Origin of the sequence: Candidatus Reidiella endopervernicosa (assembly GCF_013343005.1) — a bacterium.
Lineage (GTDB): Bacteria > Pseudomonadota > Gammaproteobacteria.
Map to the genome: position 1 here is coordinate 2,270,600 of NZ_CP054491.1, position 24,304 is coordinate 2,294,903.

Sequence of the window (24,304 nt, forward strand, 5' to 3'; positions counted from 1 at the left end):
CGCAGAGGCGAGGTACTCTAGAGAGCATTTCTCCTATTCTATTTCTGTACCCAGCCACCTGAGCGATCCTGATACCACCAACCACCTCTAGCCTTTCCTACCCAGCGTTTCGCGAAGGTGGCACGAATCTCACGTTCCCACTCTGGATGACCATTGGCATCAGCGATAGCACGATAGAGTCCATTCCGATCACGATTTTCATCTGCAACCAGCTGTTTGAGTGAGTTGCGCTGTTTGAGCGGGACAGCCTTGCGATCACGTATCTTGATTAGCGCATCGCGTGTAAGACCAATAGCTCCGCTCTTATAGGAACCTTTGAGTTTACCGTGACGTTTGCGCATTGAGCCTCTCAGGCGGTCGATCGCAGGTGTCGAAATAGAGATGTCTGCATCTGCGGCCTGGGCGGCAGGAATAAAGAAGTCGAGTACGGCGATCGCAACGTTGTGTGATTGGCCGCTCTGTGGCTGAACGGCACTGCTCTCTTCAGGTTTTGCCTCGGGTGCAGGCTGCTCACCCTCCTTGCCCCAAACATCCTCAATAATCCGATCAGCGGCCTTTTCAGCAGCAGCGGCAGGGAAGTAGATGTTGATGGTCACACAGGCCATTAGAAATAACGGAAGACTCATCAGGGTGAAACTGCTTTTTCTACTCATCTTTCTCACTCCTTATTCTCTATATCTGTATTTGCTACTCGATGACCGGGCTCTCGCCGAGGGTGCTAGATTTTAACCGATCAATCAGTTCATCCCAGTCGACACGGCGAATAAAACCGACTACATCGATGCGTGGTAATCCACCGCCTTTGACCAGATAGTAGCCGTTTTCAGCCGCCTCGACACCATCCATTTCACAGATGCCATTACGCAATTTACAGCTAATACCGATGCGATCGTAGGAGAACTCATCAAAGAAGCGCAGAAAGCTTCTCGATAGTGAACCCGCGACTCCAACTCCGCCAAGATTTGAGATGTTATCGACCGCACGCTGGCTAATTCTGTGCCGGGACTCATCCTCTCTCGGTGTATAGAGTCTCGCCTCAAATGAGTTTGGCATCCATGACACCATACTCAATTTGTTGATCTCACCATTGAGGCGTCCCTCAATCTTGCCGAATGAGAAGGTACGGGTAAGTGGCTCCAGGTCTAAGTTTGTGATCTTAATATCTGCATTAAGTTCCGGTGTAACGCCCAGAGGATCGGTGAGTGATAGATTGCTGATGACTACATCTCCATCGAAGGCGCGCGCCAATAACATGCCATCCATAGTCACCCGATGATCGCTATAGGTCACCTCAGGAATCATGCCGGAGAGCTTTCCCGACATCTGTGGCCAACCCAGTGCATGACTGATCGCCTCCATCGAGACCGGTTCAAGATAGCCGCTGAATTGCCAACTGCGATTCACATCGCTGATGCCGTTAAGCAGAAAAGACTCAACGGTTAATGCACCATCCAGAAGCGGTAGCGTGACTGGGTGCAGCAACTCCACCTGCTCCCCCTTGCTTGTTAGATCGAGTTCGCTGCTGGCAAAGCTCAGGTTGTAGAGGTGCCCTCCGTCCCAGCTCAGTGATGAGTGGTGTGGTTGCAGATCATCGCTCCAATCGATAGTGCCGTTGAGATTAAACAGCCCAAAGCGCCCTTTTGTGTCGTCAAGATGTATGGCCGTTGGCTTGAGATTGAGCTGAGTGACGGTACCCTGCTCTATAATGGCTTGCCCATTGAGTTTGCCAGCCATCTCCAGAGCATCGAGCGAGGTTCCAATAAGGGCTGGTTGAAGGTAGTGCTGATAGACGGCGGCAAGATCACCAAGCTCTGCATCAACAGCAATCGACAATTCATTTAAATCGTTATCGAGATTAACGACTGTTTTTGCATGAACGCGATTACTACGATCATCTTCAATAGTCAGCATAGTGACGTTGAGCAGCGCCTTCTGTTGATCATAGATGGCAACCATATTGGCTCGTAGCGGCGTGGAATCAAACTCCAGGTAGAGTGGTTCTAAATAGAGTGCACCATCGCTAAGTGTGAGTTCGTGGCTGATACTCCACTGGTAGCCGTTCTTCTTCACTCGGAATTGATTCTCAGTGCTGAGCTGTTCCGTTACGAACGTGTCATCACCATTGGCCAGATCAATCTGCTTGAGTGCAATCGTGCCACTGGCATCGATATCGCCTTGAGCGACTGTAAGGGTAACGTCGATATCACCTTTGCCAGAGAGCGTTAATCCCTCTCGATGAGACTCTGGGATCAGCAAACTGAGTTGCTCAAGTGACAGATCTGAGAGCCGACTTTCTATCTCGAGCACGGAATCTTTGTAAAGACCTTTGATGCGTCCTTTCCCGTCGAAGAGGGGAAGCTGCTCAGCTTCAAAATTAAAAGTAGAGGTGTCCGGGTGATAACTGAATGAAAGTTGGAATTCACGCGCCTGGAGATATTCAGATTTGGCCTTCGCAGTACCTTTTACACACTCAATCAGATCTGCGCTGTATACGGCATGATCACATCGAAGCGTCAGTGAGGTGATGGATAGTTCAGGTGCAGCAAGCTCAATTTTATCGATTGTCAGTTCGAGACTTCCTGCCTCTCGACTGCCAAGATTGACAAATATCTCGAGATTATCGATCTGAACGGTGTTATCACCAATCTCGGAAAGTTCGAATCCGATCTGCTCAACGGCATAGAGCGATGATGAGCCGATGCATAACAGCAGCAGTGAGAATAGCGTTAGCCAGAGCTTCACGTGGCTATTGTTCTGGGAAAATACCCGTAGAGAGATAACGATCTCCTCGATCACAGATAATTACCACAATCACGGCATTCTCCAGCTCAGTTGCAAGCTGAAGGGCTGCCGCAACGGCACCACCAGAGGATATTCCGGCAAAAATCCCTTCGGTAGTCGCAAGCCGGCGGGTCATATCCTCAGCCTGTTGTTGACTGATATCGATGGTGCGGTCGACCTCATCGCCATGATAGATGGCTGGCAGATAGGCCTCCGGCCAGCGGCGTATGCCTGGAATACTCGAACCTTCAGTTGGCTGCACACCGACGATCTCAATAGCAGGATTACGCTCTTTAAGGTATCTGGAGGTGCCCATAATCGTACCTGTTGTACCCATCGAGCTGACGAAATGGGTAATGGTGCCATTGGTATCGCTCCAGATTTCAGGCCCAGTCGACTCATAGTGAGCCAGTGGATTATCTTCATTAGAAAACTGATCAAGCACACGGCCCTTACCTTCAGACTCCATCTGTTTGGCCAGGTCGCGAGCACCTTCCATGCCTTCATCTTTACTGACCAAAACAATCTCAGCGCCATAGGCGAGCATGATTGAGCGACGTTCAACGCTCATGTGCTCAGGCATGATCAGCACCATGCGATAACCTTTAATAGCTGCAGCCATGGCAAGGGCAATGCCTGTGTTGCCGCTGGTGGCTTCAATCAAGGTATCTCCCGGCTTGATCTCGCCACGTGATTCAGCATGACGAATCATGCTCATAGCAGGGCGATCTTTAACGGAACCGGCAGGGTTATTACCTTCTAGCTTCACCAGTACGGTGTTGCCATTCTCTTGAGCTAATCTCTGTAATCGCACCAACGGCGTACCACCAATAAACGATTCAATGGTCTTGAATTCTTGGTTTTTCATTGTGTTACAGAGCCTCATCAAGTAAAATTTTTTGAACAAAATGTCTGCCACGTGAGTCGACAAATCGCGTGACGATGAAGGCATTGTATACAATAAATGCGGAACGGATACATGCACACACCACACCTGTCCTTACTCGCTCCCCTGCTCTCTCTAGCGCTGGTCTCTCACTCTCTTGCCGATGATCATATGTGGGATGAAGATGAGGCCTATCAAGGTGAGATTCCTTTAGTCCTCTCCGCGACACGTATTTCGCAACCACTCAATGAAGTTCCAATCAGTATGTCGGTCATCGACGAAGAGATGATCATTGCCTCAGGTGCAAGAACAATCCCCGAGCTGTTCAGACTCGTTCCAGGCTTTCAGGTGATGTATAGCAACACGACGAATATGGGCGTCACCTCTCATGGTCTTAGCGAACATGTCTCAAAACGGATGCAGGTGTTGATAAATGGTCGCTCCGTCTATCTTCCGACAACGGGCGGTGTTCCATGGTCCAATCTACCGATTACTATTGAGGATATTAAGCGTATTGAGGTTGTGCGTGGACCCAATGCTGCCACCTACGGTGCCAATGCCTATCTGGGCGTGATCAATATCATTACCAAACACTCCGTTGAGGATTTAGGAACTAGTTTCAAGCTGACGGGGGGTTATAACGAACATCGAAAGATCGACATACGCCACGGTAATTCACTGGGTGATATCGACTACCGCATCGGCTTCAGCGCCCTTACGGAAGAGGGTTTTATTGAGCGTCATGATGGCCAGGAGCAGGGAATATTAACGGGGCGATTCGACTATCAGGTTACTGCGAATGACTCGCTGTTTCTCGAGGCGGGTTTGAACCAGAGTTACAAGAAAGATGGACATGTCGATAGCAGCCTGAATCCGCCTCACATGCAAAATGGTGACTATAACTTTCAGCTTATGCGCTGGGAGCATAGCAACGACGCGAACAATCAGTTTAGCCTACAGCTCTCTCACCAGTACTACGAGCTGGACGATAACTACAGAGCCATCGCCAACGTTAGCGGTATGGACGTCTTCTCCAATATCGACTTTGACTACTCCGGCAGACGTTATGCTGCAGAGTTCCAGCACAATTTCACTCTTGGTAACAGCGTAAAGGCCCTTTGGGGGCTGGGGGCTCGTGAAGATAGTGTGAACTCAGTGGGATATCTGGGAACTGACGCGACATTGGAAAACACCCTGTTAAGGGCATACGCCAATCCGGGGAGTCGCTATTTTTGCGAAAGTTTGTTTTGGGCATCCAAGCCCAAGCAAACAGCAAAACTTAACGCGACCGTTTATGCCTTCGGCGCCCCGACCGTCCTGCGTACGTTGCGTAATCACCTCTTCGCGGCTCTACACAACTCCCTCAGTGACTCTACGCCGACATAAAGCCGCTGCTGCATCTTCTTCGTCGTCCGCTCGCGCTCTCAACTACGAATATGCAGACGGCGTCGACTATCGGGACTAACCGCCCTCACTTCGCTCTCCATGGCGGTCAGCGGTGGAATTGAAGTTGACCGACTCCTTGTTGCTTAATGGCGGCCTGATGTATGAAGAGAGTGATCTGATTGGTGATGACACATCACCCAAGATCGGTCTCGTCTATAAACTCAATCCTAGCAATACTTTTAGAGTGAGCTACTCCAAGGCAAGTAGAAACCCTGTTTTGTACGAGGATCAGGCTAACGCAGAGATCACGCTCTGCCTTATTGCCGCTCCAACTACTTGTTTCCCCCTGACGGTCTACAGCAGCACTGGAGGATTAAAATCAGAGGTTATTCGTTCCGCTGAGATTGGCTGGTTAGGTCAGTATAGAAGTGTTGGCTTGACGACAGATATAAGACTTTTCCATGACGAGCTGCGTCGTATGGTTGGTACCATTAGTGATATCCACCAACGCTGACCGCCATGGATAGCGAAGCGAAGGCGGTTAGTCCCGATAGTCGACGCCGTCTGCCTATTCGTAGTTGAGAGCGCGAGCGAACGACGAAGAAGATGCAGCAGCGGCTTTATGTCGGCGTAGAGTCACTGAGGAGTTGTGTAGAGCCGCGAAGAGGTGATTACGCAACGTACGCAGGACGTCGGGCGCCGTAGGCTAAACGGTCGCGTTAAGTATTTGCCGCTTGCTTGGGCTTGAGGCCCAAAACAAGCTTCCGCAAAAATAGCGACTCCCGAATCTTGATCACGCAACCGCCGATGGTGTGGAGCTTGAGATTGACTTCTCCCCAACTGACAAGACCAGAGTACACGCCAGCTACTCCAGAGCATTTGTTTCGAGCAGTGACTATAGTGATGATGGCATCGAAGAAGCAACGCCTGAGAACAGCTACAACATTCTTCTCATCCAGCGTATCCCCAGGCTTCTTGATGTCAGCCTGAACTTCTATCACATGGATGAGATTCACGGACTTGGTACAGGAGATGATACCGGTCCAATCGATCGACTAGATTTACGGTTATCCAGGTCCGTCTCATTCGGCGGCAATAAGGCAACCATCGCAATGGTTGTGCAAAACACATTGGATGAAGATTATCGCGAATATGATAAAGATAATCTCTTCGAAAGACGCGGTTATCTAGAACTTCTTCTGAGTCTATAGCCCATGCCAACCCTTATCAGAATCAATTAATCAAACAAACAATAATGCCGGGGAGTCGCTATTTTTGCGAAAGTTTGTTTTGGGCATCCAAGCCCAAGCAAACAGCAAAAACTTAACGCGACCGTTTATGCCTTCGGCGCCCCGACCGTCCTGCGTACGTTGCGTAATCACCTCTTCGCGGCTCTACACAACTCCCTCAGTGACTCTACGCCGACATAAAGCCGCTGCTGCATCTTCTTCGTCGTCCGCTCGCGCCTCAACTACGAATATGCAGACGGCGTCGACTATCGGACTAACCGCCTTCGCTTCGCTATCCATGGCGGTCAGCGAAGGAATGCGTTTTAATTCAGCAAGTATAAGGGGCATCATTACGGTGCTCACAGGAGTCGTTCTGTTCGCAGCGATTCTTACCTCCCCTCGTCTGGTTCTCGCAGAAACAACGTCGACAATGGATGTTATCGCTGTCTATCAAAAGGAGAGTAAACGAGTCACAAAACTGATTAACGCGCTCTCGTCAATACCGTCGAGAAAGATAGATGGTCGATTACTCAGTTCGCCATTAACAACCGATGATAAATTATCTCTATCCAAAGATAACACCGTGTATCTTGCGATAGGAATAAAAGTCACAAAACAGCTGGTCAATTATCTCAATGGGAAAAAGATCATCGCTGCTATGGTTTCTGAGTCAGAAATAGAACATCTTTATTCAAATCCGGGAACAAACAGAAACAGCGTAACGGCATTAGTAGTCGACCAACCCGTTGAGCGACTGCTGTTATTAGCAGATGAAGTTAGTGATCACAACAGTATTGTTTTACCTTACAGCACGGCAAACAACACCTCCAAGATAACTCGGATCAAGCAGTTCGCGTTAAAAAACAGCATAAGGTTAACCCTCAAACAGATCGACCTACCACTAACTACCCACCATCTTATTGATGCTATAAGAGGGTCAGAAGCGGTTCTAGCCATACCAGATCGCGCACTACACAATCGAAGTAATGCCAAATCTATTATTTTAAACAGCTATCGAATGGGCGTCCCACTCGTCGCATACAGCAAGGCATACAGTACCGCCGGTGCCTCGGCGGCACTATATAGCTCGATAGAAAATATTGCGGCTGATATATCCGCCTTACTGGATACAAACAAGACACCAGCAACAGACCTTTACATCGTAAAACCGACTGAGTTCTCAGTAACGGTCAATCGAAGAGTATCTGACTCACTCAATTTAAGGCTGCCGGATGCTACCAGCCTTAAGGCCACTCTTATCGAAAGGATGAATCAATGAATAAGCCATCAATTCATCTTGAAACGATCATTCTGGGTCTAATCCCAGTACTGATTGCCTGCTTAACGTTTGGTTACTATTTCATCCAAACACACTTTGAAGAGTCAGACATACAACTCCAGATGAGAGCAGAAACAACAGCCAAAATGTTAGCTCCTGCGACTGAGTATGGAGTGGTTTCAGGTAATACCGAATTTCTATCAGACCTGCTGGAAGAGGCCTTAAAGGGTAACGACCTAATTAGTATTACCATCGTCGACATTGAAGACAATACCGTTATAAGTCGAATCAACCATGCCGTGGTCGTTGTGGATCCTATTTCATATAAGCATCCAATATTTTTGAAGGGAATCAATATCTCCGACACTGTTGACGATATATTCGACACTAACAACGATGAACAGCTTGGTTGGATCTTTGTCAGAATGTCAGGTTTTGAGAATGCGGCTAAAAAAAGTAACGTAATAGCAAGAATAGTCATATTTCTTATCGCTGTAATCACCATCTCGCTAGCACTGCTGATATCACTTTCCAGGCGTCTTTCTAATCCAATTGTAAAGATGACGAAAGCGATAGAGAAGATCAGCAATAACAAATATGACATAGAGGTAGGCAGGTATAGTAATCGAGACCTTGACTATCTGGCCAATGGCATCTCTAGCATGGCGAGATCGATTGGTAGTTTAATTACCAACCAACAACGGGAGATTGAAGCTGCAACCAACGAACTTACAGACAGTATCAATAAGATCGAAATTCAAAACAGAGAACTAGAAACAGAACGATTGAAGGCTGTAAAGGCGAATGAAGTGAAAGGTGAGTTCCTTGCAAATATGAGCCATGAATTGAGGACACCACTCAACGGTATTACTGGATTTTGTGATGTATTAGCAAATACGCAGCTATCATTTGAGCAGCAGGAGGCAATGGCGGCCATACAGGTTTCTTCTCGAACCCTGATGCAGATAATCAATGACATTCTTGATTTCTCAAAAATCGATGCCGGCATGCTCGATATTGACCAACAAACCATCGACATCAACGAATGTATCGAGGAAGTTATGGTCCTGTTATCGCCTTACGCCCACAACAAATCGATCAATCTCTACTATTCAAATACAGACATCTCATCAAGATTTATCCGAAGTGATCGATTAAGAATAAAACAGATATTGACCAACCTTGTAAACAACGCCATCAAGTTCACTGAAAACGGTTATGTAAAAGTAAATATTGTTAATAATAAAAACAGTAATAACTTATTGATCGAAGTTGTTGATACGGGTATTGGCCTCTCATATGATTTTCAACGGAAGATGTTCAATGAATTCACCCAGGAGGATTGTTCCATCACAAGAAACTACGGGGGAACTGGACTTGGTCTGGCAGTATCTAAAAAGCTGATTGACCTATTAGGTGGCGAGATAGGTGTTAACAGTTCACCAGGGCATGGAACAAGATTCTGGTTTACCCTTCCTAAAGGAGTTGTTGTTGATGCTGACAATAAGAACCTTGATGCCAATATATATTTCGACCGAGAGGTTCTTTTTTTACATGACAAGGTAAACGGCGATGACGTATTGATAGCACCGATAGAAGAGCGAGGCGCATGTGTTGTTGTTAGGTCTATAGACTCTTTTTATACTGAAGATCCAACAGGATTTGATTTGATTGTGGTTCGATCCAGTTCAACTGAGATAGAACGACTTGATCTGGCACAATACATATCCGAGTTCCTTGCTCACATTCCTGTGCTTATTATTACCGACAATCCTGACTTTATAGATTTCGATAATAGACTCGACCTGAGTAATGTAACCCTACGCAAGGAGTATGTAACCCTTGCAGCTGGGCTGACTCTAATCTCGAGACTTTTCGACAAGGACTTCGTAGAACCAAGCACACACAACGAGGTTATTACCACACGACTAGAAAGACCGGGGAGTCGCTATTTTTGCGAAAGTTTGTTTTGGGCATCCAAGCCCAAGCAAACAGCAAAACTTCACGCGACCGTTTATGCCTGCGGCGCCCGACGTCCTGCGTACGTTGCGTAATCACCTCTTCGCGGCTCTACACAACTCCCTCAGTGACTCTACGCCGACATAAAGCCGCTGCTGCATCTTCTCCGTCGTTCGCTCGCGCTCTCAACTACGAATATACAGACGGCGTCGACTATCGGGGACTAACCGCCCTCACTTCGCTCTCCATGGCGGTCAGCGAATGACTTAAGGATTCTTGTGGTTGATGACAACCAAATCAACCGAAAGCTTTTGACATCGCTTCTACAAAAACGGACAAAGTCGATCGATGAAGCCACTGACGGCAACCAGGCTGTCGAACTGTGTCAGAATAATAGCTACGACATAATATTTATGGATATCCACATGCCCGGCATAAGCGGAATCGAAACCACAGAGAAGATAAAAAATGACAACATCATCAACAGCGAAACAACAATTATTGGCCTAACTGCTGACACCCTGCCAGAGACAGAACAGCTGTGTCGTGAAGCAGGAATCACTGATATGTTACTAAAACCAATTAATGAAGAGATGTTAATCTCCACCCTTAATAGCTGCCTTAACAGTACTGATCTTGTTGGCGCTGATACAGTGACAGCTATTGATAACTCACTAGATTCCATCTACGACAACGAACAAGCAAAAAAGAAAACAGGTGGCAACGAGAAGCTAGCTCAGGAGCTAGTCGCAATGCTCATCGATGAGATTGATGAGCATGAGAATGTGCTATCAGAAGCCTATGCTTCAAATAGATTAGACAACCTCCGGGTGGCATCGCATAAGTTGAATGGATCGGCAAGTTACTGCAGCATGCCGCGCCTTGAAAAAGCGGCCTCCGAACTTGAGCAGGCAGTTGTCGATGGACAACCTGAGCTAATCAAACAAACTTATTACTGCGTGCTTGAGAGAATAGAGGAAATAAAAAGTAACAGAAACAGATTGTTCAGCTTGTAAGCGTTACAAAAGCGATCGCGTACTTCTGTTCGTCAGATATACTAAGATGGCTACTCTTCATACCAATCTTTTCTAGATACAACAACGCCTTTCCTGAGAACTGCAACAACGGCCTTCCAAGTTGGTCATGTGTGATCACGATATCACGCATGCATACACCGTTTCTAAAACCTGTGCCCATCGCCTTCGCCGCAGCCTCCTTTGCAGCAAATCTTTTTGCCAGCACTCTATGTTTAGCCGCACTCGCTTGATATACGGTCATCTCTTCTACTGCCAACACCCTCGCAGCAAACCGATCACCAAAACGCAATAATGCGGATTCGATTCTATCAATCGACACAATATCCGTACCAATACCGATAATCATTGTTTATTTCTAACCAAGATAAGCTGTTTCATCTCTTTAATGGCATTATTCAACCCACAAAAGAGAGCTCGAGCAATAATTGCATGACCAATATTCAGCTCCGCTATTGAATCAATCTCAGCAATTCTAGCGACATTATGATAATTAAGGCCGTGACCAGCATTAACCTTGATACCCTTCTGCGCAGCATAGTCGACTGCTGATTTAATTTTTTCAAATTCGCTATCTGCAATCTGATCAGATGCAGCATCTGCATAGTGTCCGGTGTGTATTTCTATTACCCTGGCACCGGCCTCATAGGCGGCATCAATCTGACTATTATCAGGGTCGATAAAGAGTGATACACAGGTGTCATTTGCTGTTAGCCGCTGACATGCGGAAGTTATCGGATCGATGTGACCAACCACATCAAGGCCACCCTCAGTTGTAAGCTCTTCTCGTCTCTCAGGAACCAGGCAGCAATCTGCAGGGGCAAGTCTTAAGGCTATATCGACCATTTCATCCGTAACAGCCATTTCAAGATTTACTCTCGTCTGTATAGTCTGACTGAGTATCTCTACGTCACGTTCTTGAATATGCCGTCTATCTTCCCTGAGATGGAGAGTGATAATATCGGCCCCCGACTCTTCTGCAATCATTGCTGCATAGATGGGATCTGGGTAGCGTGTACCTCTCGCCTGACGGATAGTAGCGATGTGATCGATATTTACGCCTAGTAATCTTCTATTCATCAACTTACCTTACACAGTGATATCTGGAATAATAGTTAGAGCACACTGAAGAGTGAACGGCTCTTTATCTCTTTTCGACTAATTAGATTTGACAGGACTAACCTAGTTAGCCGCTTTGACGATTTAAGAGACTCTTCACTTTCAAAATTCTCATTGCAAAATGCGATTAAATCACGACCTCTAAAAACAGCCCCACGATTGTTGCAATCACATATTACAGGTCCGTTATTAATCTCATATCGATAACACAATAGATCTTCAAGCGGTGCCCCATTAACAGCTTCGTGATCTAGTATTAGCGCGTACCCCATCACTTCAAGAAGATGTTTTTCAAACAATCTTAGTGAATGGTCAATCGTGTCACCATGCCGAATCTCATTAAGGGTTCTCTCATAGAGATCATAAAGATCCTCGCAAGGATCTTCTGTGTGTAATAGGTCTCTTATGAGTTCATTGAGATAGAGAGCACTAATCAACCGACTACCCAGAAGCGGGAGGGATGTGTGAGTAGTCTCTGCCTCTCTCAGAGTATATAGGTCACCTCGCCCACTCCAGCTAATCAATAGTTGATTGAAGGGTGTGAGCACAGGTTTAAGGCGAGATTTTGAACTGCGTGCACCCTTAGCGATAAGGGCTACTCTACCGTATGAAAAGCTGAACACATCAAGAATCAGACTGCTTTCACGATAGGGTCTCGAATGGAGGAGATAACATGGATGTGCATCGACACGTACCACTACAGTCGACTCATACTCTATTTATCGTTATAACCAAGGCTCTTCAGCGCCCTGTCATCATCAGCCCATCCCTCTTTAACTTTCACCCAAAGCTTAAGGAATACCTTCTGTTCCAACATGCGTTCAATATCAATACGCGACTTCTCTCCTATCTCCTTGAGCATCTTTCCTGCCTTACCAATCACGATGGCCTTTTGACTCGAACGCTCTACCCAAATTAGCGCATGAATCGTAACCAGACCCTGCTCCTCTTTGAAGTCTTCAATTTCAACCGTCAGAGAGTATGGTAGTTCTTTTCCAAGATTCCGTGTTAGTTTTTCACGAATGATTTCAGCGGCAAGGAAGCGCACGCTCTTATCAGTGACTTCATCGGGGCTAAACTGCGGATCAGATTGAGGTAGGTATTTTGCTACCGTCTCCTCAAGCATATCGAGATTCATGCCTCGGCTAGAGGAGATTGGTACTAGCGCAGCAAAACTATATTTCTGTGAGACCTCCCCTAGATAAGGGAGCAGCTTCTCTTTATCTTCTATCATATCGATCTTGTTGATCGCTAAAATAATGGGTACACCACTCTGTTTTGCGATCTCTAGTACACGCTCATCTTCATCACGCCACTGCATTCTATCAACAACGAAGATCACTACATCGATATCATGGATAACAGATATCGCAGACCTGTTCATATAGCGATTAACCGCCTTGGTCGCCTCATGGATGCCTGGCGTATCAACGTATGCAATCTGGTAGTTGTCTGTGGTCTTAATACCAAGAATAGAATGGCGAGTTGTCTGGGGACGCTTAGAGGTAATACTGATTTTTTGTCCGAGCTGATGATTTAGCAGTGTTGATTTTCCAACATTAGGTCGCCCCAGTATCGCCACATAACCAAAACGGAATTGTTCACTACTATTCATTTAATTTCATCCAGTGCTTTTTCAGCAGCCTGCTGCTCTGCCTGACGTCTACTGCCACCCTCTCCCTTGGTGTTGATATTCAGTGATGCCAGACAACAACTGACCTGAAACAACTGATTATGATCTTTTCCTGAGATTGAGATCACCTCGTAGATGGGTAGATCAATCTTACGGCTCTGTAGATACTCTTGAAGCCTGGTTTTTGGATCCTTTAGTAACGCGGGATCCATTGAGCTGTCGATTAAAGACTCGAACAGAGTCAATATCGTTTTTCGAACGGTGTTAATCTCTGAATCGAGATAGATAGCGGCCAGAATAGCCTCAACAGCATCAGCAAGAATTGAGTCACGGCGGAAGCCTCCGCTCTTGAGCTCCCCAGGACCTAGTTTGATAAATTCGCCCAGATTAAGCATGCGAGCCACTACCGCAAGTGACTCACCCTTAACGATCGATGCACGCCTTCGGCTTAATGCGCCTTCTCGCTCCTCAGGGTACTGTTGAAAGAGTGATTCTGCTATCACCATTCCTAGAATGGCATCACCTAGAAACTCCAGCCTCTCATTATTATTGCTACCTACACTTCTATGGGTCAGTGCCTTTTGTAGTAGCGTCTCATCCTTGAAACGATAACCAAGGCGCTGTTGTAGGCGGTCGAGCATAATATCAACGTGCAGGAGTAGTGTATTCAACGCTCTTATTAAATGAGCCAACAATACCGATTTGTTTAACCATCGGTTGCCTGACCTCGTACTCGATGGTCACGGTCATTTTGTTACTCTTTTCTTCGAACTTCACGTCCTCGACTGTCGCGTTTGTTACATCATTCATATCTAGTCGGCGTGTAATCATTTTCTTAAGATCTTTCTTCGACTTTTTACTCTCCTGAGCCTCATCTTTGATTGATTCCATAATGGAAACAACATTGGAGTATTCGAGATACATCGGCACCACACGCAGGGCGAGTAAGGTAAAAAAAGCGATCATCGCTAGAATAATCATCCAGCCCAGCGCCGTTACACCACGTTGTGAGTATGCAATTTTATTATTCATCATATCCATCCTCATAGAACCGTTATTAATCAATACTGCTTCCAATTCGCTGCCACTGAACACCACCACCGTTCCAGTCCCAGTTCATCCAGATAAAAAATGCCTTACCAACCAGATGCTTGTCGGAAACTGTACCCCAATAACGGCTATCATTGCTACGGTCTCGATTGTCACCCATAACGAAGTATTGCCCCTTCGGCACAACAATCTCCCCTTCCATGCCATTACTGTCCGGTACTACTAAAATCTCATGTTCTACACCCTCTAGCGACTCATCACGCAGACTGGCCCCTGTCATCTCAGCGCCCGCTCCATCACCAATATAAACGCCCTTTGATTTCTGCTTAATCGGATTACCATTAATGTAGAGCTGCTTATTGAAGTAGCCAACCTTGTCGCCAGGTATTCCCACTACACGTTTAATGTAGTCGATAGAGGGATTTTTCGGGTAACGAAACACCACTACATCGCCACGTTTGGGTGAGCCCAGTTCGATAACCTTGGTATCAGCAACAGGCAGCCTGAGACCGTAAGAAAACTTATTGACCAGAATAAAGTCACCCACCAACAGGGTAGGCATCATTGAACCAGAGGGTATGCGAAAGGGCTCTGCGACAAATGAGCGCAGAATGAGAACAACAAAGATCACCGGAAAAAACGAGCGCGACCACTCAACGGCAACTGGCTCTTTGGTCTCACCACCGGAGGCCTGCGCCGCTCGGCATTTGGCGAAAAACATCGCATCAGCGGCCCAGATAACACCCGTTACTAAAGTAGCCAGAACCAGAACTGCGGGAAAATCGAATGACATAGCGCTCTTTTACATATCCATGTGGGGTTTATTTTTTTCCAACCTGCAGAATGGCTAGAAACGCCTCCTGAGGAATCTCTACCCTGCCGACCTGCTTCATGCGTTTTTTACCCGCCTTCTGCTTCTCCAGCAGCTTCTTCTTACGAGTGATGTCGCCACCGTAACATTTGGCAGTCACGTTCTTGCGTAGTGCCTTGACCGTGGTACGGGCAATAATGTGATTACCGATGGCTGCCTGGATGGCAACATCATACATCTGCCGAGGGATGATCTCGCGTAACTTATCGGCCAGATCTCGACCACGAAACTGTGCCTGATCGTTATGTACGATGATAGAGAGTGCATCGACACGCTCGCTATTGATCATCACATCGAGCTTGACCATAGGGGCGGCCTGAAAACGTTCAAAGGCGTAGTCGAAGGAGGCGTAGCCACGACTGACTGATTTAAGACGATCGAAGAAATCGAGCACCACCTCACTCATCGGTAACTCATAGCTGAGCGCCACCTGGTTTCCGTGGTACTGCATCTTGCGTTGTACACCGCGCTTCTCTATGCAGAGCCCTATAACATTACCAACATGCTCCTGCGGAACCAGAATGTTGGCCATGATAATAGGTTCGCGAATCTCGTCGATCTTATTGGTCGGCGGCAGGTTAGCGGGATTATCGATTTCGATCTGCTCGCCCTGGGTATCGAGCACTTCGTAGATAACACTGGGTGCGGTGGTGATCAAATTAAGATCGTACTCGCGCTCGAGGCGCTCTTGAATGATCTCCATATGAAGCACACCAAGGAAGCCACAACGGAAACCAAAACCCAACGCCTGGGAGGTTTCTGGTTCGTAGTGAAGCGCCGCATCATTGAGTTTTAGCTTCTGCAGAGCATCACGAAAATCTTCGTAATCGTCGGAGCTAACCGGAAATAGACCTGCAAATACGCGAGGCTGCATCTCCTGAAAACCGGGCAGTGCTGTTTCCGAGGGATTAACTGCACCGGTCAGGGTATCGCCCACCGGCGCGCCATCGATCTCCTTGATACCGGCAATAACGTATCCAACCTCCCCCGCTTCGAGCGCTTCAAGGTCGTTGCGTTTGGGTGTAAAGATGCCGACCTTCTCGATCAGATGAGTCCGTCCTGTCGACATCACCTGCATTTTCGACTTGGGTGTCATACGCCCCTGCACCACTCGCACCAGCGAAATAACACCCACATAGCTGTCGAACCAGGAGTCGATAATCAGCGCCTGTAGCGGCGCATTCACATCACCCTCTGGTGGTGGAATTCGTTGCACCAACTGCTCTAGCAGGTCAGGAATACCGACACCGGTCTTGGCACTAACCCGCACGGCATCCTCCGCCTCAATGGCGATGATCTCTTCGATCTCGTTGATCACTTTCTCAGGATCGGCTGAGGGCAGGTCGATCTTGTTCAGTACCGGCACCACCTCGAGACCCTGCTCAATGGCGGTGTAGCAGTTGGCCACACTCTGTGCCTCAACGCCCTGTGCAGCATCGACCACTAGTAGTGCCCCCTCACAGGCTGCGAGTGATCGGGAGACCTCGTAGGAGAAGTCGACATGTCCCGGAGTATCAATAAAGTTGAGCTGATAGGTGTTGCCATCGTTCGACTTGAAGTCGAGCGTCACACTTTGAGCCTTGATGGTGATGCCACGTTCACGTTCGATATCCATAGAATCAAGCACTTGAGCAGACATCTCCCGATCCTCCAGACCGCCACAGTACTGAATAAAACGGTCGGCAATGGTCGATTTACCATGGTCGATATGGGCAATAATCGAAAAATTACGGATATTTTTCATATCTGACACGGGAGAGGACACCTACTTTACCTGTTTGATATCTCAAGATTTCTTTGAGCTGAATATCAAGCGGGGGGTGCAACTGCACCCCCCGCTCTGGATTACGCCGATTATATCCTGAAAACGGCTGGATAAGCACCCCAGCCCAGGATTTAGGCGACTATTCGGGCACGCGAATCGCCAGGAACACCGGGCCACCGCGACGCTGAACCAGTAGTGCAACCCTTTTGCCTGCGGGTAGCTCCTTGATCAGTGTTTCAAAGTGGCGGGTATCCTTCACATTGATGTTATTGATCATCACCACCACATCACCACGATGTATCCCTGCCTGTGCCGCTGGACCTGGTTTGACCGCCTCGACCAGCACACCATACTCACTCAGTTCGAGCGACTCGCGCTGCTCATTAGTCAGCTCGATCACATCGACACCAAGACGATTATCGGAGTGGCTACGCAGATTCTGCTTGCTGCTCTTCAGCTCCGCCTCATCGGGGAGCTCGCCGAGTTTAATCCAGATCTTCTGCTGCTTGCCCTCGCGCAGCACCGTGACCGGAACACGTTTACCCACGGGGGTTCTACCAACCACTGGCGGTAGTTTGCCTGAGCTATCAACGTGATGGCCATTGAACTCAAGGATAATGTCACCAACACGAAGCCCCGAGTTCTCTGCAGGCCCACCCGGTAATACCTGTGCAACCAGTGCACCCTGTGGCTTCTTCATACCAAATGATTCGGCGAGATCACGGGTAACATCCTGGATTAGTACACCAAGCCAGCCGCGGGTAACGTGTCCCTTATCCTTCAGCTGTGCGACCACATCCATTGCCACCTCAATCGGAATCGCAAACGAGAGGCCCATATACCCGCCGGTGCGGCTATAGATCTGTGAGTTGATACCGACCACCTTGCCGTCAAGATTGAACAACGGACCACCCGAGTTACCCGGATTGATTGCGACATCGGTCTGAATGAAGGGGACGTAGTTCTCGCTCGGCAGATTACGGCCCGTCGCACTGACAATACCGGCGGTCACGGATGACTCAAAGCCAAAAGGCGAGCCAATTGCCAGCACCCACTCACCACGTCGCAACTGTTCGGAGCTGCCAATACGGGCAACAGGTAGATCAGTGGCTTCGATCTTGAGCAGAGCGATATCGCTGCGTTTATCAAACCCGACCAACTCCGCCTTCAGTTCGCGACGATCATTAAGACGCACGATAATCTCATCGGCATCCTTGACCACGTGGTAGTTGCTTAGAACATAACCATCATTCGAAATAATAAAACCAGAGCCTAGTGAGCGAGCATCACGTTCCAGCCCTTCACTTTCACCACCTTCACCGAAGAATTTACGGAACAGCTCACCAAAGGGGCTATCCTCAGGCAGGTCGGGGATCTCCACATGGGGAATCACCCGCTTACCCTGTACTTTCTGTACCGTGCTGATATTGACTACAGCGGCACTATTCTCCTCTACCAGTTCGGTAAAGTCGGGAAGTGATACGGCGAACGCCTGGCTTGAGAAAATCACCAATAGCGCTGCCAGAAAGGGATGTCGGCTTATATCAAATACTCTGTTCATGCTTACTCCAATTATTATCTCGCTTCTCTGAGCAGACGCTAAATCTGATTCAGAGTTTCAACTCTCTTAACAACAACCGGTTGATAGAGTGGACTGCTACCGATCTTGCGGCTAAAGAGGCGCAACCAGAAGAGTCCGATCAACATACCTGTTATTCCGCCCACAATAGTGCTCATCTCAACAGCGGTGCCCAACTGTGGCGCCATCCACTCACCCAACATCGCACCCAGCAAGACACCCAACAACGGAACCATATAGACGGCAAGCGACCCGCGCACCAACGCCTCCTCACGGATCGCAATGACGACCTGATCACCTACACCTACCGGCACATCACATATGACACGAATGGGTGTTGTGCGGTTCCCGAGCACCTTCGAAAGAACGGCAGTTCCACAGCCTCTATTCGCAGCGCAGCTACCACAGCTACTCTTTCGCTGCGTCTCAACCCAGACCTCTCCACTCTCAACTCGAACAACCTGAGCCTGCTCCTCAATCACGGAGTCAGTCCGTAGATTTCTGCTGAATCGATTCAGCGATCAGCTTAACCGTAGCGGCTGGCACCTCACCAACAGCGACGATCTGGTGTGGCTCTACAAAGCGTGAAAACGCGTTGACCGAACCCCCCATCGCGTGGGACCCATCAGGTAGATGTGCCTCACCGGCCTGTTCGATAAATACCGACACCGTAGCCAGACCATCGGAGTAGACCAGGTGCTCGACCTGCCGACTGGAACGCTGTTGATTGAGTGTAAGTTCAAATCCGCTCGGCAGCGCCCTACTCTCCCACAACCCAGCGGCTCCGTGCTCTTGCTGCACTTCAACCGATTTGCTGTCGGCCTGACGAAGACGACACGCCTCTGATTTTAGCCACGCTTCTGGAACCTTATCCATTAGCTTTAAAGAGGTGAACATCAGCTGCTCTATCGGCTCACCTTCGTTATCCAGCACCATAAAGTTGAGTAGAAGCGCTCTCTCAGCATCGAGCCAGAGGCGGTAGCCATAGCGGAGTTTGTCGGGTGGCTCGATGGCAATCACATCGGCCATTCGACCAGCCATCCGGTCCTGTCCCAGTAGCTCTATTGAGTAGTTTCGAGAGAGCTGCTCAATACTGCCGAAGGCCGCATAGGGCAGAAGATGGGTTGAGGGTGTATGCGAATCACCAGCAACATCGACCTTCGGTTTTCTTCCGCCGGTATAGATGCACTGCCGACCGCCGCCACGGCGAACGATCTCGCTATGAACCCCGGAGAGAGTGGTTAAACGTTCACCACCACCATCGGCACTCCCTTGGTGGAGGATATGCATCGGCTCAAGATGATCACCCTGCTTGAAGACAAAATCGCCCTCGTAGCTGAGGTTCTCCATCGCGGTGCGCATTTTTTCGAGCAGCATCTGCGCATCTGCGCCGCTGACAGCAGCAACGTTCCAGAGCAGTAGCCAGCCGATCAGAATGGTAAGGGTACGGTTAAACATAGTGCCTCTACTCGACCATTGCGCGCTCAACGGCGATTCTCCTGATCGGTGACATACCCTGAATACTTCTGCCAGATAGCTGCTCACTGTGGACCACCAGGTAGCGATCGAGCTCCCGCTGCAGATTGGGGCGCGGACCATACTCTTCGAGTCCCGCAAGACGGCGATATTCAACCGGTTCAGCAGGTTTCTCGGCAACCAGTTCACCGCCACCATCAATAGAGACCTGTGCATTAAACTGCAGGGCCAGCACGGCGACTGTTGCGACCGAAGCGGCGACTGCAAACCCAGCCAACGGTTTTATGAATCGAGAGGTCAGAGAGTTTCGACGCTGCATCGTTGGCGCCGGCTCGTCGACCAACACACTGGCGATACGATCGGCCAGTTGATCATCTTGAATAGAGGTGCCGTGTCCGCTGATCGCATCACCGATCTGGTGGTAGCTCTGCCAACGGCGTCGCAGCTCACCATCCTCACCAATACGTTTGTAGAAGAGTTCTAGCTCCTCAGCGCTGAGTTCACCATCGATCCAGGCCGAGAGTTGTTCGCCGACTTTATCGCTCATAATTCACCTCTACTTCTCGAGTTCTCTCAGTTGCTTATCGATCGCTTCGCGGGCACGGAAGATTCTCGATCTCACCGTCCCCACGGGACACTCCATCGTCTGTGCTATCTCCTCATAACTCATGCCCTCGAGTTCGCGTAGCAGAATCGCTGTACGCAGCTCCTCAGGTAGCCGTTCAATCGTTGTTGATACGGTCTGCATCACCTCATCACGCATCGCTAGCGCTTCAGGCGAATCCCCATCACGCATCGTGGCCGGTGCGTCGATCTTCTCAATCTCATCGGCATCAATGTCGCTACTGGGCGGCCGGCGACCGCGACTGACCAGATAATTCTTGGCGGTGTTGATCGCAATCCGATAGAGCCAGGTGTAGAAGGCGCTATCACCACGAAACTTTGCGATCGCCCGGTAGGCCTTAATAAAGGCCTCCTGCGTCACATCCAGCACCTCACTCTGATCCTTAATGTAACGTGAGATCAGTTTGATAATACGTTGCTGGTACTTGAGCACCAGCAGGTCGAAGGCGCGTTTATCACCCTCCTGGACACGTACTACCAGCTCTTGATCTGTTGCTTGGCTGCCCATTCGGGGCTACCCCTTATTATATGGCCGTAGCCCGCTTATGGGTGATACGACAATGGTGTTGGAAGATAGTTCGCAAGTGACGTCTAAAAGAGGGTATATTGCCGTTCATCATGCCTTTTCGACAAAATAACCGTATTAGATAGTGACTCAAACAGCAGAAAACACCCCCTACTTCGATGTGTTGATCATCGGCAGCGGTGCGGCCGGCCTCAGTACCGCACTTCGCCTCCCTTCTGATCTCAGTGTTGCCGTTGTCTCCAAGGAGCGTCTGCGTGAGGGCTGTACCCTCTACGCTCAAGGCGGCGTCTCGGCCGTACTTGATAAAGAGAACGATTCGATCGAGTCACACGTCAAGGATACACTCAATGCAGGTGCCGGACTCTGCGATGAGCAGATCGTAAATTATACCGTTGAAAACGGCCCCAAGGTGATTGAGTGGCTGATTGAGAACGGTGTCGATTTCACCACCGAGGAGTCGGCTGAGGGTGACACCTGCTACCACCTCACTCGTGAAGGTGGCCACACCCACCGTCGTGTTATCCACGCCAAGGATGCCACCGGTCGTGAGATTGAGACCACCCTACTCGGACAGATCAAACAGCGCAGCAACATCACCCTGCTGGAACGTCATATTGCAGTCGACCTCATCACCGGCTCCAAGCTGGGTCTTGATGACCAGCGCTGTCACGGTGCCTACCTGCTCGATCGTCAACAGGATAGCGTCAATGCGGTGCGTTCGCGCTTTGTGGTGCTGGCCACTGGGGGGGCCAGCAAGGTCTATCTCTATACCAGCAATCCCGACATCTCAACCGGCGATGGAATCGCGATGGCGTGGCGCGCCGGTTGTCGAGTCGGCAACATGGAATTCATCCAGTTTCACCCCACCTGTCTCTACCACCCCCAGGCAAAATCGTTCCTGATTACCGAAGCGGTACGTGGTGAGGGGGGACGACTGCTGCTGCCCGATGGCAACCGCTTTATGAACCGCTTCGATGAGCGAGGCGAGCTGGCACCACGCGATATTGTCGCTCGTGCCATCGACCACGAGATGAAACGGCTCGGTGCCGACCACCTTCTGCTCGATGTCAGCCACCGCTCAGCCGAATTCATTGCCGAACACTTTCCAACTGTGCAGAAGCGCTGTCTCGAGTTTGGCATCGACATTACCCAGGAGCCGATTCCGGTGGTGCCTGCTGCCCACTACACCTGCGGTGGCATCGTCACAGACCAGCAGGGGCAGACCGATATCGATGGTCTGTTTGCCGTCGGTGAGGTCGCCTATACCGGCCTTCACGGCGCCAACCGCATGGCCAGTAACTCGCTGCTGGAGTGCCTGGTGTTTGCCTCAGCCGCAGCCGATGCTATTGCGACAGCAGTCGATACGATGCCACCACCCGCCGCAGTACCCGCCTGGGATGAGAGCCGCGTGACCGACTCCGACGAGGAGGTAGTGGTTTCGCATAACTGGGATGAACTACGCCATTTCATGTGGGACTACGTCGGCATCGTGCGCAGTGATAAACGGTTGCAGCGGGCCAAAAGTCGCGTCGACCTACTGTTGCGAGAAATTGATGAGTACTACGGTAACTTCCGCATCAGTAACGACTTGATTGAACTGCGAAACCTGGCGCAGGTGGCCGATCTGATTATCCGTTCGGCACAAAGTCGCACGGAGTCACGCGGTCTCCACTACACCATCGACTATCCGCAAACAGATGAACTTCTCACCTCACAAACGACCATCCTGACGCCCTGAAGCAAGATCTTCCTGCTGAAGGCTTCGCAGTGCGACAACCAGTTGTCGTCGGTAATCGGCATCAAGCATATCGCGCCAGATCACTACACACACGCTTCTACCTTCCATAGCAAAGCGCAGAATAGTGAATAATCGGTGTAGATAACTCTCGGCCAGCAATGAGGCCGTTACAGTTGATCCATCACGGCGCGTTAACAGCCATCCCTCCTCACGATGAACCGCTCGCAAAACGGCGTGGCGGTGGCTCAATCGAGCGAAGCGGTGAATTGAGTAATAGAGGCTGACCGTTAACAACAGGAAGAGCATCAACACCACAACTATATTCAATTCAGTTAGCGCGAGAGTAATCGCTGCGGCGGCATGCAGGAGCAGTAGAACAACAGTGAACTCAGCAGATGGCTGCAGTTCAACGTTGGGCGTGGCTACGGATCTGTTTGACGACACCTTGTAACTCTCCATCCATGGGTTCGGCACGTCCCATCAACCACTCCAGCAGCTCCTGGTCGGCCGATGTTAATAGCCGCTCGAACTCACCCCGCTTTTTGTCATCCAGTTCTGGATAACACTCATCCAGATAATCACGAAGCAGCACATCAAGCTCTCGCATACCACGCCGACACTGCCACTGCAGTCTTGCCAGCTTACGTTCATCGTCATCCAGACTCATACCGAGCGCTTTAACATCATCTGTTTAATATTGCCGATCGCACGGGTCGGATTAAGTCCCTTAGGGCAGACCTGCACACAGTTCATGATGGTGTGACAGCGGAACAGCTTGTAGGGACCTTCCAGTGCTTCCAGCCGTGCCTCGGCCTCCTGATCACGGCTATCGGCGAGGAAACGCCACGCCTGCAGCAGTGCCGCAGGCCCCAGGAACTTATCGGGATTCCACCAGAATGAGGGACATGAGGTGGAGCAGCTACCGCAGAGAATGCACTCATAAAGGCCATCAAGTTTGTCACGATCAGCGGGGCTTTGCAGTCGCTCCACCTCGGGTTCCGGATCGTTAACGATCAGATAGGGCTTCACCTCGCGGTACTGACGGTAGAAGGGTTCCATATCGACAATCAGATCACGGATCACCGGCATGCCTGGCATCGGACGGATTTCAATCGGTTGTTTGAGTGAGTCGAGTGGTGTGATGCAGGCGAGTCCATTGGTACCGTTGATATTCATGGCATCAGAACCACAGACACCCTCACCACAGGAGCGACGAAAGCCGAGACTCTCATCTTTTACTTTAAGTAGTTTGAGTGCATCAAGCAGCATCATGCCGGGAGAGAGCTTTTCATCGGCCAGCTCACAACTCTCCATGTAAGGCGTCTTATCGACTTCAGGATTAAATCGGTAGATTGAGAATCGCATCGCA

The 24,304-nt window shown here is 49.4% G+C and carries 28 protein-coding genes and 1 pseudogene; 9 read left to right on the plus strand and 20 right to left on the minus strand.

Annotation, left to right across the window (positions count from 1 at the left end):
* Positions 1-38 precede the first annotated feature (38 nt).
* Genes HUE57_RS12565 through cysM form a run of 3 tightly spaced genes read right to left on the minus strand, consistent with a single transcriptional unit; the run spans position 39 to position 3,649 of the window.
* Positions 39-653 carry a YdbL family probable chaperone protein gene (locus HUE57_RS12565; RefSeq protein ID WP_078482313.1) on the minus strand — a complete coding sequence of 205 codons (615 nt, stop codon included), beginning with the start codon at positions 651-653 and terminating at the stop codon, positions 39-41.
* A 34-nt stretch (positions 654-687) separates the two neighbouring features.
* Positions 688-2,742 (minus strand): AsmA family protein, encoded by a 2,055-nt coding sequence (locus HUE57_RS12570; RefSeq protein ID WP_078482312.1) that lies wholly within the window; start codon positions 2,740-2,742, stop codon positions 688-690.
* Positions 2,743-2,746: 4 nt separating this feature from the next.
* Entirely contained in the window at positions 2,747-3,649 is a 903-nt protein-coding gene (cysM, locus tag HUE57_RS12575; RefSeq protein WP_078482311.1) for a cysteine synthase CysM, read from the minus strand.
* A gap of 189 nt (positions 3,650-3,838) precedes the next feature.
* Here cysM and HUE57_RS19690 point away from each other — a divergent pair.
* From HUE57_RS19690 to HUE57_RS12585, 3 genes and pseudogenes are all read left to right on the plus strand, one after another.
* Positions 3,839-4,228, plus strand: a pseudogene (locus HUE57_RS19690) (TonB-dependent receptor plug domain-containing protein); the annotation flags it as partial.
* 733 nt (positions 4,229-4,961) lie between these two features.
* The gene (locus tag HUE57_RS19695; RefSeq protein ID WP_174672776.1) at positions 4,962-5,132 is read left to right on the plus strand and encodes a hypothetical protein; all 171 of its coding nucleotides are present in this window, start codon (positions 4,962-4,964) and stop codon (positions 5,130-5,132) included.
* A gap of 45 nt (positions 5,133-5,177) precedes the next feature.
* Positions 5,178-5,567: a TonB-dependent receptor domain-containing protein gene (locus tag HUE57_RS12585; protein ID WP_174673304.1), complete on the plus strand. Its 390-nt coding sequence runs from the start codon at positions 5,178-5,180 to the stop codon at positions 5,565-5,567.
* Between the two features lie 122 nt (positions 5,568-5,689).
* Here the strand turns inward: HUE57_RS12585 and HUE57_RS12590 are convergent, their stop codons facing one another.
* Positions 5,690-5,854, minus strand: a complete 165-nt coding sequence (locus HUE57_RS12590; protein WP_174673305.1) for a hypothetical protein — start codon at positions 5,852-5,854, stop codon at positions 5,690-5,692.
* 11 nt (positions 5,855-5,865) lie between these two features.
* Between HUE57_RS12590 and HUE57_RS12595 the strand changes: the two genes are divergently transcribed.
* From HUE57_RS12595 to HUE57_RS12615, 5 genes are all read left to right on the plus strand, one after another.
* Positions 5,866-6,264: a hypothetical protein gene (locus HUE57_RS12595; RefSeq protein ID WP_174673306.1), complete on the plus strand. Its 399-nt coding sequence runs from the start codon at positions 5,866-5,868 to the stop codon at positions 6,262-6,264.
* Positions 6,265-6,328: 64 nt separating this feature from the next.
* Positions 6,329-7,561, plus strand: coding sequence for a hypothetical protein (locus tag HUE57_RS12600; protein ID WP_174673307.1), 1,233 nt, complete (start codon positions 6,329-6,331; stop codon positions 7,559-7,561).
* Positions 7,558-9,615 (plus strand): ATP-binding protein, encoded by a 2,058-nt coding sequence (locus tag HUE57_RS12605; protein ID WP_174673308.1) that lies wholly within the window; start codon positions 7,558-7,560, stop codon positions 9,613-9,615. Before HUE57_RS12600 ends, HUE57_RS12605 begins: the two co-directional genes overlap by 4 nt.
* Positions 9,516-9,785: a hypothetical protein gene (locus tag HUE57_RS12610; RefSeq protein ID WP_174673309.1), complete on the plus strand. Its 270-nt coding sequence runs from the start codon at positions 9,516-9,518 to the stop codon at positions 9,783-9,785. Before HUE57_RS12605 ends, HUE57_RS12610 begins: the two co-directional genes overlap by 100 nt.
* Positions 9,786-9,798: 13 nt before the next feature.
* The gene (locus HUE57_RS12615) at positions 9,799-10,536 is read left to right on the plus strand and encodes a response regulator (RefSeq protein ID WP_174673310.1); all 738 of its coding nucleotides are present in this window, start codon (positions 9,799-9,801) and stop codon (positions 10,534-10,536) included.
* Here HUE57_RS12615 and acpS read toward each other — a convergent pair.
* The 13 genes from acpS to rpoE form a co-directional block, all read right to left on the minus strand.
* Positions 10,526-10,903 carry a holo-ACP synthase gene (gene acpS / locus HUE57_RS12620; RefSeq protein ID WP_078482307.1) on the minus strand — a complete coding sequence of 126 codons (378 nt, stop codon included), beginning with the start codon at positions 10,901-10,903 and terminating at the stop codon, positions 10,526-10,528. The genes HUE57_RS12615 and acpS overlap by 11 nt on opposite strands.
* Entirely contained in the window at positions 10,900-11,634 is a 735-nt protein-coding gene (gene pdxJ, locus HUE57_RS12625) for a pyridoxine 5'-phosphate synthase (protein WP_078482306.1), read from the minus strand. The genes acpS and pdxJ overlap by 4 nt, the downstream gene beginning before the upstream one ends.
* Before the next feature lie 35 nt (positions 11,635-11,669).
* Positions 11,670-12,371: a DNA repair protein RecO gene (gene recO / locus HUE57_RS20340; protein ID WP_172840059.1), complete on the minus strand. Its 702-nt coding sequence runs from the start codon at positions 12,369-12,371 to the stop codon at positions 11,670-11,672.
* Between the two features lie 17 nt (positions 12,372-12,388).
* The gene (gene era, locus HUE57_RS12635) at positions 12,389-13,288 is read right to left on the minus strand and encodes a GTPase Era (protein WP_078482304.1); all 900 of its coding nucleotides are present in this window, start codon (positions 13,286-13,288) and stop codon (positions 12,389-12,391) included.
* Positions 13,285-13,947: a ribonuclease III gene (gene rnc / locus HUE57_RS12640; RefSeq protein WP_078482303.1), complete on the minus strand. Its 663-nt coding sequence runs from the start codon at positions 13,945-13,947 to the stop codon at positions 13,285-13,287. Before rnc ends, era begins: the two co-directional genes overlap by 4 nt.
* A gap of 4 nt (positions 13,948-13,951) precedes the next feature.
* Positions 13,952-14,401: a DUF4845 domain-containing protein gene (locus tag HUE57_RS12645; protein ID WP_135621925.1), complete on the minus strand. Its 450-nt coding sequence runs from the start codon at positions 14,399-14,401 to the stop codon at positions 13,952-13,954.
* On the minus strand, positions 14,364-15,149 hold the full coding sequence (gene lepB, locus HUE57_RS12650) for a signal peptidase I (RefSeq protein WP_078482301.1): 786 nt from the start codon (positions 15,147-15,149) through the stop codon (positions 14,364-14,366). The genes HUE57_RS12645 and lepB overlap by 38 nt, the downstream gene beginning before the upstream one ends.
* A gap of 28 nt (positions 15,150-15,177) precedes the next feature.
* The gene (gene lepA / locus HUE57_RS12655) at positions 15,178-16,971 is read right to left on the minus strand and encodes a translation elongation factor 4 (protein WP_078482300.1); all 1,794 of its coding nucleotides are present in this window, start codon (positions 16,969-16,971) and stop codon (positions 15,178-15,180) included.
* Positions 16,972-17,131: 160 nt separating this feature from the next.
* The gene (locus HUE57_RS12660; protein ID WP_078482299.1) at positions 17,132-18,553 is read right to left on the minus strand and encodes a DegQ family serine endoprotease; all 1,422 of its coding nucleotides are present in this window, start codon (positions 18,551-18,553) and stop codon (positions 17,132-17,134) included.
* A gap of 38 nt (positions 18,554-18,591) precedes the next feature.
* Complete coding sequence (locus HUE57_RS12665; protein ID WP_078482298.1) at positions 18,592-19,053, minus strand: SoxR reducing system RseC family protein; 462 nt, start codon at positions 19,051-19,053, stop codon at positions 18,592-18,594.
* Positions 19,054-19,057: 4 nt separating this feature from the next.
* Positions 19,058-20,029, minus strand: a complete 972-nt coding sequence (locus HUE57_RS12670) for a MucB/RseB C-terminal domain-containing protein (protein ID WP_172840056.1) — start codon at positions 20,027-20,029, stop codon at positions 19,058-19,060.
* Positions 20,030-20,036: 7 nt separating this feature from the next.
* Positions 20,037-20,594 (minus strand): sigma-E factor negative regulatory protein, encoded by a 558-nt coding sequence (locus HUE57_RS12675; RefSeq protein ID WP_078482296.1) that lies wholly within the window; start codon positions 20,592-20,594, stop codon positions 20,037-20,039.
* 9 nt (positions 20,595-20,603) lie between these two features.
* Positions 20,604-21,179 carry an RNA polymerase sigma factor RpoE gene (gene rpoE, locus HUE57_RS12680; RefSeq protein WP_078482295.1) on the minus strand — a complete coding sequence of 192 codons (576 nt, stop codon included), beginning with the start codon at positions 21,177-21,179 and terminating at the stop codon, positions 20,604-20,606.
* Between the two features lie 142 nt (positions 21,180-21,321).
* Here rpoE and nadB point away from each other — a divergent pair, with 142 nt between their 5' ends.
* The gene (gene nadB / locus HUE57_RS12685; RefSeq protein ID WP_078482294.1) at positions 21,322-22,935 is read left to right on the plus strand and encodes an L-aspartate oxidase; all 1,614 of its coding nucleotides are present in this window, start codon (positions 21,322-21,324) and stop codon (positions 22,933-22,935) included.
* Here nadB and HUE57_RS12690 read toward each other — a convergent pair.
* From HUE57_RS12690 to HUE57_RS12700, 3 genes are read right to left on the minus strand one after another with little or no spacing between them, the layout of a single operon-like run.
* Positions 22,909-23,379 (minus strand): protein YgfX, encoded by a 471-nt coding sequence (locus HUE57_RS12690; protein WP_135621923.1) that lies wholly within the window; start codon positions 23,377-23,379, stop codon positions 22,909-22,911. The two genes, nadB and HUE57_RS12690, sit on opposite strands and share 27 nt — an antisense overlap.
* Complete coding sequence (locus HUE57_RS12695) at positions 23,342-23,602, minus strand: FAD assembly factor SdhE (RefSeq protein WP_078482293.1); 261 nt, start codon at positions 23,600-23,602, stop codon at positions 23,342-23,344. Before HUE57_RS12695 ends, HUE57_RS12690 begins: the two co-directional genes overlap by 38 nt.
* Positions 23,599-24,300, minus strand: coding sequence for a succinate dehydrogenase iron-sulfur subunit (locus tag HUE57_RS12700; RefSeq protein WP_078482292.1), 702 nt, complete (start codon positions 24,298-24,300; stop codon positions 23,599-23,601). The genes HUE57_RS12695 and HUE57_RS12700 overlap by 4 nt, the downstream gene beginning before the upstream one ends.
* Positions 24,301-24,304: the final 4 nt, after the last annotated feature.